The 16,732-nt window shown below is 39.9% G+C and carries 16 protein-coding genes; 9 read left to right on the top strand and 7 right to left on the bottom strand.

What is annotated here, in order from left to right; translation table 11 throughout:
- Window positions 1-18: 18 nt before the first annotated feature.
- Window positions 19-624 (bottom strand): 6-phospho-3-hexuloisomerase, encoded by a 606-nt coding sequence (hxlB, locus tag EA772_RS15770; protein ID WP_246833958.1) that lies wholly within the window; start codon window positions 622-624, stop codon window positions 19-21.
- 197 nt (window positions 625-821) lie between these two features.
- Between hxlB and EA772_RS15765 the strand changes: the two genes are divergently transcribed.
- Both EA772_RS15765 and EA772_RS15760 read left to right on the top strand, forming a co-directional pair.
- Window positions 822-1,679, top strand: coding sequence for an AraC family transcriptional regulator (locus EA772_RS15765; protein WP_124914045.1), 858 nt, complete (start codon window positions 822-824; stop codon window positions 1,677-1,679).
- Window positions 1,680-1,796: 117 nt separating this feature from the next.
- Window positions 1,797-2,492, top strand: coding sequence for a family 16 glycoside hydrolase (locus tag EA772_RS15760; RefSeq protein WP_124914044.1), 696 nt, complete (start codon window positions 1,797-1,799; stop codon window positions 2,490-2,492).
- Here the strand turns inward: EA772_RS15760 and EA772_RS15755 are convergent.
- Window positions 2,479-3,048 (bottom strand): Crp/Fnr family transcriptional regulator, encoded by a 570-nt coding sequence (locus EA772_RS15755; protein ID WP_168187578.1) that lies wholly within the window; start codon window positions 3,046-3,048, stop codon window positions 2,479-2,481. The two genes, EA772_RS15760 and EA772_RS15755, sit on opposite strands and share 14 nt — an antisense overlap.
- A gap of 274 nt (window positions 3,049-3,322) precedes the next feature.
- Between EA772_RS15755 and EA772_RS15750 the strand changes: the two genes are divergently transcribed.
- From EA772_RS15750 to egtB, 5 genes are read left to right on the top strand one after another with little or no spacing between them, the layout of a single operon-like run.
- Complete coding sequence (locus EA772_RS15750; protein WP_124914043.1) at window positions 3,323-3,544, top strand: tautomerase family protein; 222 nt, start codon at window positions 3,323-3,325, stop codon at window positions 3,542-3,544.
- Window positions 3,545-3,583: 39 nt separating this feature from the next.
- The gene (locus tag EA772_RS15745) at window positions 3,584-3,976 is read left to right on the top strand and encodes a DUF4440 domain-containing protein (RefSeq protein ID WP_124914042.1); all 393 of its coding nucleotides are present in this window, start codon (window positions 3,584-3,586) and stop codon (window positions 3,974-3,976) included.
- The gene (locus tag EA772_RS15740) at window positions 3,960-4,946 is read left to right on the top strand and encodes a zinc-binding dehydrogenase (protein ID WP_246833957.1); all 987 of its coding nucleotides are present in this window, start codon (window positions 3,960-3,962) and stop codon (window positions 4,944-4,946) included. The genes EA772_RS15745 and EA772_RS15740 overlap by 17 nt, the downstream gene beginning before the upstream one ends.
- Before the next feature lie 14 nt (window positions 4,947-4,960).
- The gene (locus EA772_RS15735; protein ID WP_124914041.1) at window positions 4,961-5,956 is read left to right on the top strand and encodes an L-histidine N(alpha)-methyltransferase; all 996 of its coding nucleotides are present in this window, start codon (window positions 4,961-4,963) and stop codon (window positions 5,954-5,956) included.
- A gap of 9 nt (window positions 5,957-5,965) precedes the next feature.
- Complete coding sequence (gene egtB / locus EA772_RS15730) at window positions 5,966-7,132, top strand: ergothioneine biosynthesis protein EgtB (RefSeq protein ID WP_124914040.1); 1,167 nt, start codon at window positions 5,966-5,968, stop codon at window positions 7,130-7,132.
- Between the two features lie 293 nt (window positions 7,133-7,425).
- Here egtB and EA772_RS15725 read toward each other — a convergent pair whose 3' ends face one another.
- Window positions 7,426-8,550 (bottom strand): catalase family protein, encoded by a 1,125-nt coding sequence (locus EA772_RS15725; RefSeq protein WP_124914039.1) that lies wholly within the window; start codon window positions 8,548-8,550, stop codon window positions 7,426-7,428.
- Window positions 8,551-8,681: 131 nt separating this feature from the next.
- Window positions 8,682-9,839, bottom strand: a complete 1,158-nt coding sequence (locus tag EA772_RS15720; RefSeq protein WP_124914038.1) for a zinc-dependent alcohol dehydrogenase — start codon at window positions 9,837-9,839, stop codon at window positions 8,682-8,684.
- Window positions 9,840-10,418: 579 nt separating this feature from the next.
- Here EA772_RS15720 and EA772_RS15715 point away from each other — a divergent pair.
- On the top strand, window positions 10,419-10,784 hold the full coding sequence (locus EA772_RS15715) for a response regulator (RefSeq protein ID WP_124914037.1): 366 nt from the start codon (window positions 10,419-10,421) through the stop codon (window positions 10,782-10,784).
- Window positions 10,785-11,369: 585 nt separating this feature from the next.
- A complete protein-coding gene (locus EA772_RS15710) occupies window positions 11,370-11,717 on the top strand; it encodes a PleD family two-component system response regulator (RefSeq protein ID WP_168187577.1) in 348 nt (115 codons plus the stop codon).
- A 1,500-nt stretch (window positions 11,718-13,217) separates the two neighbouring features.
- Here the strand turns inward: EA772_RS15710 and EA772_RS15705 are convergent.
- From EA772_RS15705 to EA772_RS15695, 3 genes are all read right to left on the bottom strand, one after another.
- Complete coding sequence (locus EA772_RS15705; protein ID WP_124914035.1) at window positions 13,218-14,183, bottom strand: DUF4886 domain-containing protein; 966 nt, start codon at window positions 14,181-14,183, stop codon at window positions 13,218-13,220.
- A gap of 74 nt (window positions 14,184-14,257) precedes the next feature.
- Complete coding sequence (locus EA772_RS15700) at window positions 14,258-15,388, bottom strand: glycosyl hydrolase family 28 protein (protein WP_168187576.1); 1,131 nt, start codon at window positions 15,386-15,388, stop codon at window positions 14,258-14,260.
- 145 nt (window positions 15,389-15,533) lie between these two features.
- Window positions 15,534-16,724 carry a glycoside hydrolase family 88 protein gene (locus EA772_RS15695; protein WP_124914033.1) on the bottom strand — a complete coding sequence of 397 codons (1,191 nt, stop codon included), beginning with the start codon at window positions 16,722-16,724 and terminating at the stop codon, window positions 15,534-15,536.
- Window positions 16,725-16,732: the final 8 nt, after the last annotated feature.

Genomic DNA, 16,732 nt, shown 5'->3' with positions numbered 1-16,732 from the left:
TAATATTCGATTAATTTTTTATTCGAGGTTTGCGTGCCGTTCCCAGAGCACTTCTGCTGGCGTTCCATCTATTTTCCAGAGCGACTGGAAAACCACATCCATTAAAAGAAATAGGAATTGTTCAAAAAGACTTCCTGCATATTGTTTGGATTTACCACCTTTAAAATCCTGTTTTCCTGCAGCAGGTATCAAAACGGTATGAAAAGCTAGTTTCGATAGCACTGCTTCTGGGTCGGTGGTTATTGCAATTACCCTTGCACCGGCTGACGCAGCTTTCTGCGCAGCCCTTACCATTGTTGCGGTGGTTCCGGATCCCGAGGCCACAATAAGCAGGTCTTCCTTTTTGATTGCCGGGGTGGTCGTGTCACCAACAAAATAGACGGTAAGTCCTAAATGCATCAAACGCATTGCTGCACCCCTAAGCGCAAAACCGGACCTACCGGCCGCGATCAGAAAGATCCTCTCCAGGTGCTGGATGGAATTGATCAGCGGGATGAGGTTTTCGGTATCTATATTCTTGGCAAGCTTCAGGTTTTCCTCGAGCACTAAATCCAGGTTCATCTGTAATTCCCAATTCAGTCGCTGAAAATCCAGGCTTTTAAGTTCAATTCCTTCTGTGTTCATAATCTTATTTTTCTGTCCAAAGGTAGGTTTGGATGGGAAGCCTATCATTATACAAACAGCGCATTTAGGGGTACTATCTGGAAATTCGGTAGATTAAAAGTCATAATAATCCATCATTTATTTACCCATTTCCGAATTGTCCACCATAATTATCCATTTGTCCAATAAGGATAATGTGAACAATATATCTTTGTAATATGAATCATGAAAATACCCTTGGATTGGAAAAGGCGGTGCTTTACATACGCAATCTAAATAACTGTCCGCCAAGCTACCTGAACGATCCCGGTAGAAAGGATTTTTTTGAGATCGTATGGTTGAAGAATGAGGATCCCTTGCATGGAATTTCCGATCCGGCCTATAGGATTAAGGGAGACTGGATTTACCTGATTCCGCCATATAGGGTTCACCAACTCAATAAAGCCGGGAAGAATGGAGAATTAATTTCCTTTAAGCGTTCGATGCTAGAAGAAGAAGATAAGGATTTTCTGCTGGATCTATTCCGTATTTTCAATGTACAGGGCGAGTTCTCCTGCCTGAGGCTTGATGAGGATGCATCCAAAGCACTTGGCAGTATCTATAGTATCATGGAAAGTGAATATCAAAAGGAGCACAACTATGGAATGATGAAAGCCTTGCTCAAAGTGCTTCTTTTAAAGTTGATATCCGTTAAGGACCTTGAGTTTACCTCCCATGATATCCATCAAAAAAGGGTTTATGAGTTTTTGATGCTTTTAGAGAGTAATTTCCATTCGGTAACCAATATTGATTTCTATGCCGGAAAACTAGGTATAAGTTCAAAAAGGCTCAACCAGATTTTAAAAGAAAAACTAAGTAAAACTGGCACACAGATCATTCATGACCGGATTGTATTGGAAGCTAAGCGAAAAATTATCCACAGCGAGGTCACCATCAAGGAGATTGCATATGACTTAGGCTTTAGTGATCGGCCGTATTTTAGTAGGTTTTTCAAAAAACAGACCGGACAAACGCCGGAAGAATTCCAGAAAATGGCACGGGCACATATTGAATCTAGCAAGAATACATTGATTTAAGCCCGCCATAGAACACAGGTTAGCAACTTCTTGTCATAGTTTAAGAATTTTACTTGAACTATGTTATTGACAGTTGCGAAGTAGATTACTGAAATTTGCATTTCAAAATCACTAGCTATGAAAAAAAACATCACCAATTTGATCCTGATGATCACCTTGAGTACCTCATTTGCATATGCCCAGAAAATTTCGCTTAAAAAAGAAAATCTTTCTCCACACCTTGTCCAGGTTTCTTTTGATGGACAGCAGGGGAAAAATGCGGTACGCATAGTAAAGTCACCAGAGGTTATCAAAGTGGATGAACCCACCTATGTAAAAATCAAGAACTTTAACTTCGGTGAAGGAACCGTTGAACTGGAAGCCATGGGGAAATTGTTGCCCAACGCACCCGATAGTGCCAGGGCATTTATAGGACTGGCCTTTCACATCAATAGTGATGATTCAAAATTTGAAGGTATCTATCTTCGACCGACCAATGCGGTTGCCGAAAATCAAATCAGGAGAAACCGATCTGTGCAATATTTTTCATATCCGGATTTCAAGTTCAATCATTCCAGAAAAACCAATCCCGGAGAATTCGAGACCTATGCCGATATTGCGCCAAATGAATGGATCAAAATGAAAGTTGTCGTTAGAGGTGACAGTGCAAAGCTTTACATTAATGGTAGTCAAAACCCTAACTTTATTGTTAACAAAATGAAAATGGGCGCTAACCAGACAGGAAGCTTAGGTTTGTGGGTAGATATAGGCACTGAAGGGTATTTCAGAAATGTGACAGTAAGGAAAAATAAGCAGGCTGCTATCTCCCGATGATTTTCCTTTTGATCTTACTTAAAAACTCGGAAGTGATCCCCAGGTAAGAAGCGATCTGCGTTCCAGGCAATCTCTGAACCAGGTCAGGGTAGTTCTTCTGGAACAACTGATAGCGTTCCTCAGCTGTATAGCTGATGTTTTGCAATACCCGATCCTGAAGTTCAATGAATTTCCGTTCAATTACGATCCGAAAGTTCCTGTCAAACCTGGGATAATGAGTGTATAGATGAAGCAGGTCATCATGTTCAATCTGCAAAACTGTACAAGGTTCAACGGCTTCAATGTAAAGCTTACTTGGACTTTGTTCATAAAAGCTGTTAAAATCTGCGATCCACTGATTTTTCACCGCGAACTGAAGGTTGTGTTCAATCGCATTATGATCTACAGCATAAAGCTTTAAGCAACCCGAGATCACGAAAGTGTAAAAGCGGCAGACGTCGCCCTGTTGAAGCAATAACCCTTTGCGCTTATAGTCACGCAGGCTGAATACCTGCTTCGCTGCCTCCGCGGCTTCTTTGTCCAGTGGAAAAATACCGTTAAAAAAACCGGTTAACATGTCGTGCGCATGGTTGGTCTTTATTGCTATTGAATCTGACAACATTCTGTATTTAATTTGTAAATATAGGAAAATACGGATTCATCAAAACTTTATTACGGATAATGACAAATCCTCCTAAAGATTGTCCCGATTTTAAGTACAAAATCTTAAACTAGTTCAATGATATTTCTTGTACTGGTTCATATCCTTATATCCCGGAAGTTCCGGAGATTTGCAATCATCAGACAACGCTGGATAATCCAGCCATTTCAAAACATCATTATAACTCAACATGCCATACGTCACTATCAAAACCTATCCGGACGTAACTGAAGCGCAGAAACAGGAATTAACAAAAGCAATCATCGACAATATTGTGAGCATCACCGGAAAAAATGAAGCCGCAATCTCTATTGATATCATTGAGGTTCCGCAGGAAGAATGGATGGACAAAGTTTATGACACCGACATCAAACCCAATATCGAAAGGTTGTATAAAAAACCGGGGTATTAAGAGCCGGGGTTATCAGAGCAGAAACTAACTAACAGCACTATGAAATACCAAGATCAAAAACAGCAATTGAGGCAAGCTATTGATGGATTTGCCACTACGCTGAATACTGCAAACGGCACCTTGATTCAGGCCTTTTTTACGGATGACGGGAAATTTATGCCGCAAGGATTCGAAACTTTAAGTTCGCAGCAACTTGAAGCCAGTGCAAACAGCTTTCTGGCCGCTAATGCGTTTCACATCGCTTTCGAAATTCAAGATATTAGTATCGACGACGATTTTGCGACCGTAATTGCAAAGGCAACAACTTCTCAAAGGAAACCAGGTTCAGCTGCAGCGATACAAAAAACGAGCAGGGATTTTTTCGTCTACAGGAAAATTGATAACGCCTGGAAAATCCATCGTTACATTTTTAACAATGTTATCCTCCACTAACATGAAGGCAGCCGTGCTCCATCAGCCTGGCAGTGCTGAAAATATCAGGATTGAAGAGAGAAAAGTACCTAAACCCGCAGAAGGCGAAGTATTGGTCAGGATCAGGTCTTTCGGATTGAACAGGTCAGAACTGATGACGCGAAAGGGCTTTTCGCCGGATGTAAGCTTTCCAAGGGTACTTGGTATAGAATGTGTTGGAGAGGTAATCAATGATCATTCCGGAGATTTTCAGCCCGGAGAAAAAGTGGCAGCCTTTATGGGTGGCATGGGCAGGCAATATGATGGCAGCTATGCAGAATATGCGATACTGCCTAAAAACATATTAAGTCCATTTGAAAGCAGCTTGACCTGGGAGATCCTGGGTGCTTTACCAGAGATGTTCCAAACCGCTCATGGCTCGCTCAATCTGGCTTTAGGAATACAGGCAGGAGAAACGCTGCTCATTAGGGGCGGAACTTCTTCAGTCGGCCTGCTTGCAGCACAACTCGCAAAGCTTGCAGGGCTCAAGGTTATTTCAACGACCAGAGATCAATCCAAAATGAATTTGTTAAAAGATAATGGAGCAGACGAAGTATTCATTGATAATGGGCATCTTTTTGAGCAACTAAAAGAAAAGTCAATACCTTTGGTTAATAAAGTTCTGGAACTTGTGGGCACACCTACCCTAAAAGATTCCCTGGCCTGTACGGCAGCATTTGGAAAAGTTTGTATGACCGGTATGCTGTCCGAACAATGGTCCATTCGCGACTTCGATCCAATGGGTTATATTCCGGCCACGGTAAGTTTAACGGTTTACGACAGTGGACAGATCCGGGTAGAACATGCAGCGTTCCTAAATTTCATCAAACAGATTGAACAAGGCAAAATCATCCCGCCAATTAAAAAAATATTCCATCTCGATCAAATCGTTCAGGCACACCAGTTTATGGAAAGCAATGCCGGAGGTGGAAAAATTGTGATCACAACCTAATTAATAATAAAACAATGACGTCAGGTCTGGAACCGGGATTGCTATCTCAACCTAATAAAATTGAGGCTGCAGAGCGGCAGTTTTCGAAAGATGTAAAAGCTGGTCTTTCTGCTTACCCAAAAAAACTTTCATCTAAATACTTGTATGATAAAACCGGCGATGCGCTTTTTCAACAGATTATGCAGCTTCCTGAATACTATCTCACCAAATCAGAACTGGACATCTTTCAGAACAAGACCGCCGATCTTGCCAGCACTATTGGGAAAGGCCCCTTCGACTTGATCGAACTTGGCGCAGGAGACGGATCGAAAACCATTCATCTCCTTAGATTTCTTACTGAAAGAACAACGGAGTTTACCTTTATGCCGATTGATATTTCGGGTAATATATTAGCCTGCTTAACCAACCAACTCATAGCACAAATGCCAGAAATTTCGATAAGGTGCCTGGAAGGTGATTATTTCGATATGCTAGACGAAGCGGTAAAGATATCAAAGCACAGGAAGGTTGTTTTGATGCTTGGGGGTAATATTGGAAATATGAATAAAGATGAGGCTACCGCCTTTTGCCGAAACTTATTTCAAAGGCTTTCTCCCGGGGACATGGTAATTATGGGCTTCGACCTAAAAAAAAATCCAGCAACCATTCTAAAGGCATACGATGACAGTCAAAGGATTACGGCCGCTTTTAACCTGAATCTTTTGCACAGAATTAACCGCGAGCTTGGAGCAAACTTTAATCTTGATCAATTTGAGCATTACCAAACGTATGATCCAATTTCTGGGGATTGTAAGAGCTATCTGGTAAGTAAGGAAAAACAGCAGGTCAAACAGGGTGAGAACGTTTATCTTTTTGAAAAAGACGAGGTCATTTTTATGGAAGTATCCAGAAAGTTTGCTCCTGCTGAAATTGAGGAACTCGCATTGACTTCGGGATTTGTTTGTTCAAATTTCATTTTCGATTCAAAAGGATGGTTTAGTGACGTGGTATGGGAAGTACCAGCTTATTAAAATAAATCGATGGTCAACAAAAGTACTGAAATCATCGCCCGTTATCAGGCAATTAGGGCGCACTCTGAAAAGATTTGTGTTTCGCTGGAACTAGAGGATTATGTGGTTCAGCCCATTGCAGACGTTAGTCCGCCGAAATGGCATCTAGGACATACTACCTGGTTTTTTGAAACCTTTATTTTGAAGGCCTACCAACCGAATTATAAGGATTTCGATTCCCGTTACAATTATGTCTTCAACAGCTACTATGAAAATCTAGGAGCCAGGATTTTAAGAACGGATCGTGGAAATCTAAGCAGGCCCTCGGTGTCGCAGATTTACCTTTACCGCAGGTACGTAGATGAACAGATGATGATCCTGCTCCAACAAAATAATGAAAATCAGGATTTTTTCAATCTTGTTGAACTTGGACTCCAGCATGAGCAGCAGCATCAGGAGCTCCTCGCCACCGACATTAAATTTATCCTAGGTCATAATCCGTTGTTTCCCTATTATACGGATGAACACGTGAATGACTCCCGGTCAGACGATTCACAAGAATTTATTTTCCTTAATGAGGGAATATATGAAATAGGACATCAAGGCAGAGGTTTTTGTTTCGACAACGAACTCGGACGGCACAAGGTTTATCTCCAGCAATTTGAAATTGCGACGCAGTTAGTCACGAATGCAGAATACCTGGAATTTGTGGATTCTGGTGCTTATACCGACTTTCGCCACTGGCATGCCGAAGGCTGGGATTGGGTCAAGCGAAATTTGATTAGCGCCCCACTATACTGGCATCAGGTTGACGCACAATGGCACTCCTATACCTCATCCGGACTTAATAAAATTATTGGAACTGACCCGGTATGTCACATCAGTTATTATGAAGCTTCCGCCTATGCTTCATGGAAAGGAATGCGCTTACCAACTGAAGCTGAATGGGAAGTTGCTATTGAAAAGCTATCCTGGGGATTACGATGGGAATGGACCGGAAGCGCGTACCTGCCCTATCCGGGATTTAAAAGAGCAACCGGTGCCATTGGGGAGTACAACGGAAAGTTTATGGTAAACCAGATGGTACTTCGCGGTGCATCTGTAGCCACACCGCCCGGACATAGCAGAGCCAGTTACCGAAACTTTTTTCATCCACATCAGCAATGGCAATTCTCAGGAATCCGGCTAGCCAGGTGACAGAGATTCATTATTTTAAAAAAATCTTCATGGACTGTTTGCACGGATATTATTTACGGGTTCAGTATCCTACTGCGCTTTTGCCGGAGAGAACACATTAATATTACGCTTTAAAATAAAACTGCAGGTTACTTTTGCGTAATGATACGACACAGTATTCAGACGTCACAAATGGAAAAAGTAAACAACCTTTTACTCCAAAGAAAAGATAAAAACAAATAGAAATCTCAATCTTCTAGCAGGATGGCCTGAAGATTGAGACTAATGGTAATTGTTGAAGACCTAGTCAAAAATTAATCCGGAAGCTCATCAATGCTTTTGGGTTCAACCCTTGGCGCAGCATTCATATGATGACGGTATTTTGAGGAAGTTTCATAAGCTAACCTGCGAACCCTCATGATATTACCCAGCGGTCGGTGAGCAGGAAGGCAGTGAAATGGATTATAACTTAGCACATCATCACCATATACCCGTCTTTGCGGACTAAAAGTATCCTGAGGAATAATGGTTAGGCTCGCAATCGGCTGGTAAGGGCTATCCTCTTCCATCCACTGTACAGAACCGTCCTCTACCGGCATTTTTTTCAGGTCCTTACACAATTGTGCCGAAAGCTCATAAACCGCAGTTTGATCCTTAAAGAAATTCTTCACGATGGTGGTCAGAAAGCTTTCCGGTTCATCTTTTTGGAGTTGCTCATCCATATCTTTTCCGTGAAGGGCAGCTACATTTTCAGACTTCGGCCCGATAGAAATCTTGGCTACATAATCACCATAACGAATCGCAGCCATAGAAAAATACCGGTCCCCCAGGATGTGCGAACCTGGAGTGCTGAAATTATTTGGCTCCTCCTCCTGACCAAGCAGGTTTTTAATCTTCCGCCCTGCAACCAACATCGCTCCCTGAACAGTTTGAAAAAGATCCGGCGTATTGATATAGTCCTCAATCTTTTTCTGCTGATCAAGATAATCCTTGACAGTTCCCGTAGGGATAATGGGATAATTAACCAATAGAAAATCCTGAGTCAGTTCATTTTTCTCCTCAGGAAGAAATTTTTCTCCTTCTACACCAATGATTTTAATCGCCATTCCACGTTGGGAAGATTTTTTATCCGGCTCAATCATGCCCGGAGCCGTTGAAAAACGAATGATCACCGGATATTTTTTTGGTTGCTTAAAGAGGCCCTGAGCAAGATGTTCAGGAAGATTATCATAGACCTCAAGCTCCCCCCGCAATATACCATGGTTCTTTGCATGGGCATCACGAATCGCATGACGATAATGTTCAAACATAATCTTGTTTACCCTTGCCATTGATTCGACCACAGCTCTGCTGTCTTCATCTTCGTTAGGCTGCTTGACCTCAATGTCGTCAGAGTACCTGATGTATTCATTTTGGTTGGGAGATTTACTTTCTTCCATTTTTTTTCTGTTTAATTTATTTTAAATTTTTATTCAGACTTACCGTAGCGCACAAGCGGAACGGCATTGTCACCGTGATCTAAAGGGCAGAACAATCTTAGTTTTCTGCCCCACTAAAAGATTTCTAGCACTCAGGGCTTGAGCACAACCTTTACGCAGTCCTCCTCTTTCTCATCAAAAATCTTATAGCCATGCGCAGCATCTTCAAGGGGAAGCGTGTGTGTAATGATATCGTCCAGAACAACTTTATTATCGTTCACCAGTTCAATCAGTTTATCAATATAATTCAGTACCGGAGCCTGTCCCTGTTTGATGGTAATGCCCTTATCAAATATTCTATACATCGGGAAATTATCATAAGGAGAACCGTAAACGCCGACAATTGATACGGTACCCATTCTTCTCACCGCCTCAAAACATAACTCAAGAACCTTAATTGATCCTTTTTCAAAATTGATTGTTGCCTTCAGCCTGTCAAATAAAGATCTTTCCGGCTCAAAGCCAACAGCATCAACACATACGTCTGCCCCACGGCCCCCGGTCATTTCACGAATTGCTTCCACAACATCAACTTGATGGGGATTTAAAATATCAACATTATTGACGGCTTTTGCCTTCGCCAGTCTGTAATCTAATGGGTCAATGGCAATTACGCGACTGGCACCATTAATCCAGGCAGCCTTCTGGGCCATCAGTCCTACCGGGCCCGATCCAAAAATAGCTACAACTTCCCCACCTTTGAGTTGCGCCCAATCAATAGCAGACCAACCTGTGGGAAATATATCAGTTAAAAACAGTGCTTTCTCATCACTTAGATGCTCAGGGACGATTCTCGGGCTGATATCTGCATAAGGTACCCTTACATACTGCGCCTGTCCCCCTGAATACCCGCCATACAGATCTGTATAGCCAAAAAGCGCACCACCTTTCTGATCTGCAACATTTCCAGCAGGACCATAATTTTTATAATTTGAACTGTCACAAGCCGGTGAGGCCTCATGGGTACAGAAAAAACATTTCCCGCAAGAAATTGGAAAAGGCACAACAACCCGATCACCTTTTTTTAAATTAGTGATTGCAGATCCCACTTCCTCTACAATACCCATAAATTCATGTCCCATCACCATGGGGTCTTTTTGAGGAACCGCTCCACTGAGAATATGCAGATCAGAACCGCAGATAGCTGTTGAAGTTACCTTCAGAATTACATCTCTGGGATCTAAAATTTCAGGATCAGGTACATTGTCCACCCGGATATCGCCAGGCTTGTGAAAAACTGCTGCTTTCATTTGAATAGGTTTTAGTGAAATTAAGTATGCTCAACACTTCTAAAAATTCTGTTTGGTGAATGATCTCTACTCACAAAATTTCCTAGGGATGATGCAATTTAAGAACATTGCCTATTCGCGATTGGTTTAGTTAAAATGATTTTTAGATTTCTTGGTTGTGAAAAATTCAATTCTGTGTATGGCGCACCTAAGTGCCGAGGTGCAATCGTTTCTGATTTTAACTGGAACCATTCTTGATACTCAGGTTTCAACAGCATAAGCGAATCAGAAGATAAATGGAAAATATTTGTGACATTTGGAAATTTTACCCATGGTAGATGGGGAACTACCGGAAAGCCTAAATTCATCGTAAATATTTTGCCACGGGAGCATCCTTCATCTTTCCCGCCCTACCGCTCAAGGCAGTAAATCCTGATTATTATGAACAGATGGGGAAGTGAATTAAATTCTTTATAAAAAAGGCTTTAAAGAAAATAACTTTCAACAATATTGCAATTCATATGCCTAAATGGCTTATGTCCTATCGTAAAAAACTTATTAGAAGATAATTAGATAACAATAATATTATAAGTTTGCTAAATGTCTAAAATCCTTATTTTTGATGATGACCGGGATACACTTGAGCTCATGACCATCATTTTACAAGAAACTCATCAAGTATACGCAGTAAGTGATGCGATGAATTGGATGCCGCAGATTAGTAAATTCGAACCGGAATTAATACTTATGGATGTTCGCTTGGGAAATGAAGATGGAATCAAAATTTCCAGAATCATTAAATCCAACCCGATCATGGCACACATTAAGATTATACTTACCAGTGCTGCCATTTTAAACCTCGGCCACCTTGAAGACTGTTCCGACGCATATTTGGAAAAACCCTTTGCTATTGATGCGCTTCATCAATTAGTTGAAGACTTATTGGCTAATGGTAATCGTTTGTGACAATAAAAAGTTCAACTATTTATTCGGAATAATGCAAAAATCAAATAAGGAGTTTAGCTTAAAATAAAGCATTGAAACAAGGGAAATTAAACATTCTCAGCGCTTTCGTTAAGTAGGACTTGCAATCCACTGATATCATTAAATCCCAGAAATTGAGCTAGGCTGTTTAATACAAAAGGAGATGTTTTAGTCCGAGACGGATAAAATCCGAAAAACCTCTTGAGGTTAGATTCTGAAATATAATTTCTAGTCTCTTCAAAAATCTGTTCAGACATTAAGCGGCAGTCCGCCGGGCATAGATGGTTAATCTCGCGTTTCAATAAGACCATTTTTTTCAATTCCAACTCCAGGTCGTTCCGGTCCATCGTAAAAGCATTAGTAACGTTAAGTCAACAACAAGGTTTAGAGGTAAATGTTTGCAACATAGCTGAAGTAACCTAACTAAAGCAAAAAAAATGTATTAACACTGCTTTTCTCCATTAAGTCACTGTCTGGCAGCATTATTGCAACATCATCAACAACTGAACAAAAGCCATACGTAAGCTGGCGAAGAAAGGGATTTGGTAAGGTATGCAAAAGAAAATCATGATCATTGATAATGATCATCAAACAAGAGATAAGATTAAAAAAACATTAAGCAAATTTGGATACATTATTGAAGTCATTCTGAACTTTGAGGAAATTTATGCTGCGCTCAGCCGCTTCAAACCTGACGTATTCATCTTAGACATCAATTTAAGGGGAGGTGACGGACGATCACTTTGCAATGAACTCAAAGCGAACTTTTCCCATGCACATATTCCAGTCATCCTGCTTACTAGCATGCGTTTCGATCAGATTGGAACAATTGATTGCGAAGCCGATGCCATTTTAGGCAAGCCGATTAATATGGATAATCTACTCCTTACCATCAATGGGCTACTGTCGACTTAGGATTTTATTTTCATTTTTTGGTAGTAGACAGATTGACCATACCGTTATTACTCAATAGCAATCGAAGAAGGTAGATATGTTTCAGATGATAACCTGTGTTTGATTTATTTTGACCATTCTATTAATAAAAATTAAGTTTTTAAACAAAGGCGTAGCATTTTGGTTTATACGATTAACTATGAAAAATACGATCATAAACTTTGGTTAGTTGACCGATCAAAAAAGGGCTTGCAACACCTTGTACGCCCTTTCCTAAAGAATTTGTTTGTTTGGTTTATAATAATTTAGGCTGTCGGGAGATAGCCTTTTTTGTTACAAACAAGATTTTGTCTCAGATGGTTATTATTCTACCGCTGTCATGAGTGGTAAGTTTAATTAATGAATGTAGGTGGTTTGAGATGGATGTCTTAAACCGCCTTATTTTATCATCCAATAATTTTTCCTTTAGTCTGGTTTTAGTGTGACGTAATTAACTCTCTTTTACACTGTTTGTAGACATTAGCATCTCCCTTAACGATCAGTTGATAACTTCAACACCTGTATAAACTTATTTAGACTATGATTAATAGCAAACATTGCAGCTTATATTTCCAGCGTTCAATGATACAAATACAACAAGGTTAATTAACGAAGGGTAAGATTAAAGGATTTCTTTTGTTTAAGATGAGTTAATTTAGTAACTCTTTATAAGAAATTTTCTAAGATGCCATATCAACTTGCATTGCGTGAAAAGCATAATTGCCTATTCTTCTGGAATAGTAAACCGATGTCTTTTAGTCCATATTGCTTTGATACTTGTAGTATAGTCAAACCAATTATCTGTATCTTCTAAAAAGATCATAGATGTATGACGGCCTTCTCCCTTGATCCCCAATAGACCATCCTTGGGCACTTCCTCACTCATCTTTCTAAATACATCCTTTAAGTTGACACTAATTCTATGTTTGACGTTATAAACAGCAAATAAAACAATTCCCCTCGGTCGTCATCTGGCTCAAGAAACTTGATTAAAGCAGCCTCTTCATATACAGATCTTGGATCATTAATATTCTCGCTTGCAAGTAGTTCTGACTTCTCCCAGTATCATACGGACGTTACGACACCAACTGTTTCTTCTAATCCAATCGCACGTCCATCGGCAGATTATAGGCAGATTTCTCGAGTTAAGTCGATCCGTATTCCATGGATGCGGTTCAAGTATCTACCTAATAATATTCCGTGCAATATAGAGTTTTTACTTGTTACGCAACATCACCAACATCAATTCGGCTTAGATTTTTCCTGTTAGTAACCCATATGGCGTCAGCTACCTTCGGATTCGCAGTCGCCAATAACACCGAGGCTAATCGCTAGCAATCCTACTGCAATTTGCGTTCGGAATTATATCCTAAAACTGATTACTAAGCATAACACATGACAAGAGCGGATTAAAGTAACTTAATCTGCTCTTGTCACCTCGCATGTTGCTGTAATTAAACCATATTTTATGGTAGAACATGATTATTTAGTTTTTTTAGCTGAAGTTTTGACTACATTTTTTGCCGCTGTTTTCAAAACTTTAGCAAATTCTTTATCGATACCTTGAGGTAAAAATTTTATTTTATTGGGATCACCATCAAACAAAAATTGATACCAAACCAATCCTGCTAAATAGCACCCAGCATCATTTGCATGATTGGGATCGAAAGTTAACTTTTTATTTTTATCGTAATGATAACCTACGTTGAGCGAATGGGTTTGATTGGGTAAATTTGGATACTCAGCTGATTCATAGTTAAAAGTGGTGTCTATTTTGAACCCCCATTTAGGATTTGTATTAACACGCTGAATTGCATCACCAACCGGTACAATTCTCAATTTCAATGTTTGCGCCAAATGATGATAGGCCGCTCTTGATTTCATCCACATCACGTTTTGATCTTTTGCTCTTTCCTCCCCTGCTATCTTACCAAAATTTTTAGCATCTGCCCGGTAAGCCCATGTTTGGTGAATCACTACTTCAGCATGGGGCTGTAACTGCTTGATCAATTTATAAAGATTTTGCGCATATGGCTGATACGTATTTGAATCGCCTGATAACAATGAATACTGCTGGATGGTAACAACATCCCAATTGCCAGATGATAACAATTCTCGCAGCGACTTCCCTGCATATGGTTTTCCCTTTGGGTTGGATGCATCCTGATCGTTAGTAACCACAGATTCCCAATGTCTTTTTAACTCGCAACCAGGCAATTCAGCTCGGCCGATAACTAACTGATGTCCACCTGACTCGCTAATTTCAGGTAAAAATTTACTTGCATTTTGAGAGAAACTATTACCGATTAGAAATAACCGCAGCGGTTTTTGTTGACCAAAAACATGAAGCGTTGTAGTGAACAGTAAAAGGGTAATAATAAAAAATTGGGCCGACAAATAATTGCTTATCAAACTATCGACTATATTTGATTTGTTGTTTTTACTCATTATTAAATGTTGATTTGTTTAATGTGCTAAAGTTCTCTGCAGATGCTTGCTTTTAAGAAAGGATTGGAGATCAATTAAGGTTTAACATTCTTTACATTATCCACCACCACCATATTGCTTTGCTGGACATCTATCGCATCACCCTCTCCGATATAAAAAATATCTCTAAAGCAAGCTTCGGTTATTCCTTTAGCCTTTAGCTGATGATTACTTACCAGGTTTCTAACAAATAGGCCTTTGATGTTCTCCGCAAATTCAGCTTCCAATCCTTTTTTAGACAAAGGGCTGATAATCATGTTTTCGATAAATACATTCCTGATCCTTAATCTACCAACAGGCATAATGCGAATGGCCCGATGTGAAAGTGAATAGAAATCCTGCCAGTTTTGAAGGTAGATATTAGATATATTATCTTCCTCGCCAGCATAAACGGAACCACTTACCACATTCACATTTTCTTTTCCGGCTTCTATACCAGTATCTGTCAAACCGATATTAATAAAATCGTCACCACTTTTTCCTTTAATATTAGAGATGATGATGTTTTTACAGCCAAAGCGTACACCCATTCCGTCCTGGTTAAGGATTTGTTTTTTTATTCCGGCAACATTGACAGCTTGTCGCACATCGAAAGTAATATCTTTGACCACACCATTAGTACTGCGCTCCATGACCAAACCGTGACCGTGGTAATCTTTTAAAGTTATGCCACTGATCTGGAAACCATCCACGTATGCTAAAATGATCGCATGATTTCTCCATCCACCTTTTTGGTTCTCGTTTGGTTTGCCTGCATCAGTGCCAAAAGATTGGCCAAAGCCAACTGGATTTAATGACAACGTCTTATTGTGATCTCCTGTAGCACGCGGATTGCTGGCACCTTCCAACAAAACATTACCGACACCGACCACTTTGATATTTTTTAACGGAGCAATATCCTTAACTCCTAAACCTGAATTGGCAGAACGGATAAAATTATCTCGGCATTTATCTGATAGTTTGATTTTACAGTTATTAAGTTCCAGTTCGAAATCACCAGGCAGCAAGATTGCCTGATCAATTAACCAAACATCCATTTTGGTAATGACATCAAATCTTGGAATTACTACTTTTCCCGTGGTTTTCTTGGCATCTTTGATGGCCCTCTGAATACGTTCTGATTGAGTACCAGACTTATAATTATTCGGACTGATATAAATATCCACGGCCTTAACATTTAGCTTTGCTGATAAAAAGTGGATACCGCAAAATGAAAAGCAGATCGTGAATAATGCTTTCTTAAAGATTGACATTGGTGTATTTGTAAAGATTAAAAATTTGAACGGAAGAATACCGTGTTTGTACTATTATTTAAAGCCTTTTCTTCAATCTTGATAATGCTTCCAAATAATAATAATCCGCATAGGTTAAAGGCGCATCAATTTCTGATTTAAAAGGGAAAGCGCCTGTACTGTGTTTCAAGATGAAATCTCCATTATCGCCTAATTTAGCAGTATACTCATCCGAAGCTAAGGTTCTAATTTGGGTATCGACTACTTTCATGTATCTCTTTTTTAAATCTGCATCAACAAAATCGCTAAGCTCTATCAATGCTGAAGCCATAACAGTTGCCGCAGATGCATCACGCGTTGTATTCGGAATTTGAGGTGCATCATAATCCCAATAGGGAATAAAATCTTTGGGCATTTGTGGATGATTGATTAAGAAATTAGCGATGTTTTTTGCTTGTTCCAGATAGCGTTTGTCTTTAGTTTCTCTGTAAAGGTAGGTATAACCATATAAACCCCATGATTGTCCGCGGCTCCATGCCGAATTATCTGCAGCACCTTGATGGGTCTGTTTTTTATGCGGCAAACCTGTTTTTTTATCGTAAGAAACCACGTGGTACGAACTAAAATCAGGCCTGAAATGGTGGATCATGGTATTATCCGCATGCGAAATCGCGATTTTCCTGAAGTTTTCATTTTTGGAATAAGTCGCGGCCCACAACATCAGTTCCAAATTCATCAGGTTATCAATAATCACAGGGTATTGCCAAACGTTAGTGTTATGATCCCAAGAACGGATCAAACCTACTTTGGGGTCAAAGCGGGTAGCTAACGACTTTGCTCCGGTCAATAGTACTTCTTTATAACGTTCCTCGCCGGTCAGTCGCAAGCCGTTTCCAAAACTGCAATACAACATAAAACCTACGTCGTGATTATCAGTGGTATATTTTTCTCGTTCTACCCTATCAGTATACATTTTAGCATAATTAAGGACTTCCTGATTTTTATTATTTTCGTACAAATACCAAAGCGAACCCGGAAAAAATCCACTGCACCACCACCTGGAGTCTGATGAAGTGTCTTTGTTGCCTTCAAAAGATTTTGGCAATCTGCCTGGTTGATTTTCGTATTTCTTCGCCATTAACAAACTTTGTTGCTGTGCGTGTTCAAAAGCTTTATCAATTACTTTTTTTAAAGATTGAGCCTTGAGCTGATCCACGGTAGTTAATCCGATTAGTAATAACAATGAAATGTATCTTCTTTTTTTGTTCATTTAATCTA

Origin of the sequence: Pedobacter sp. G11, assembly GCF_003860265.1 — a bacterium.
Taxonomy (GTDB): domain Bacteria; phylum Bacteroidota; class Bacteroidia; order Sphingobacteriales; family Sphingobacteriaceae; genus Pedobacter; species Pedobacter agri.
The sequence above is the reverse complement of the archived record's forward strand: the minus strand, read 5'-3'. Positions and strand labels throughout refer to the sequence as shown.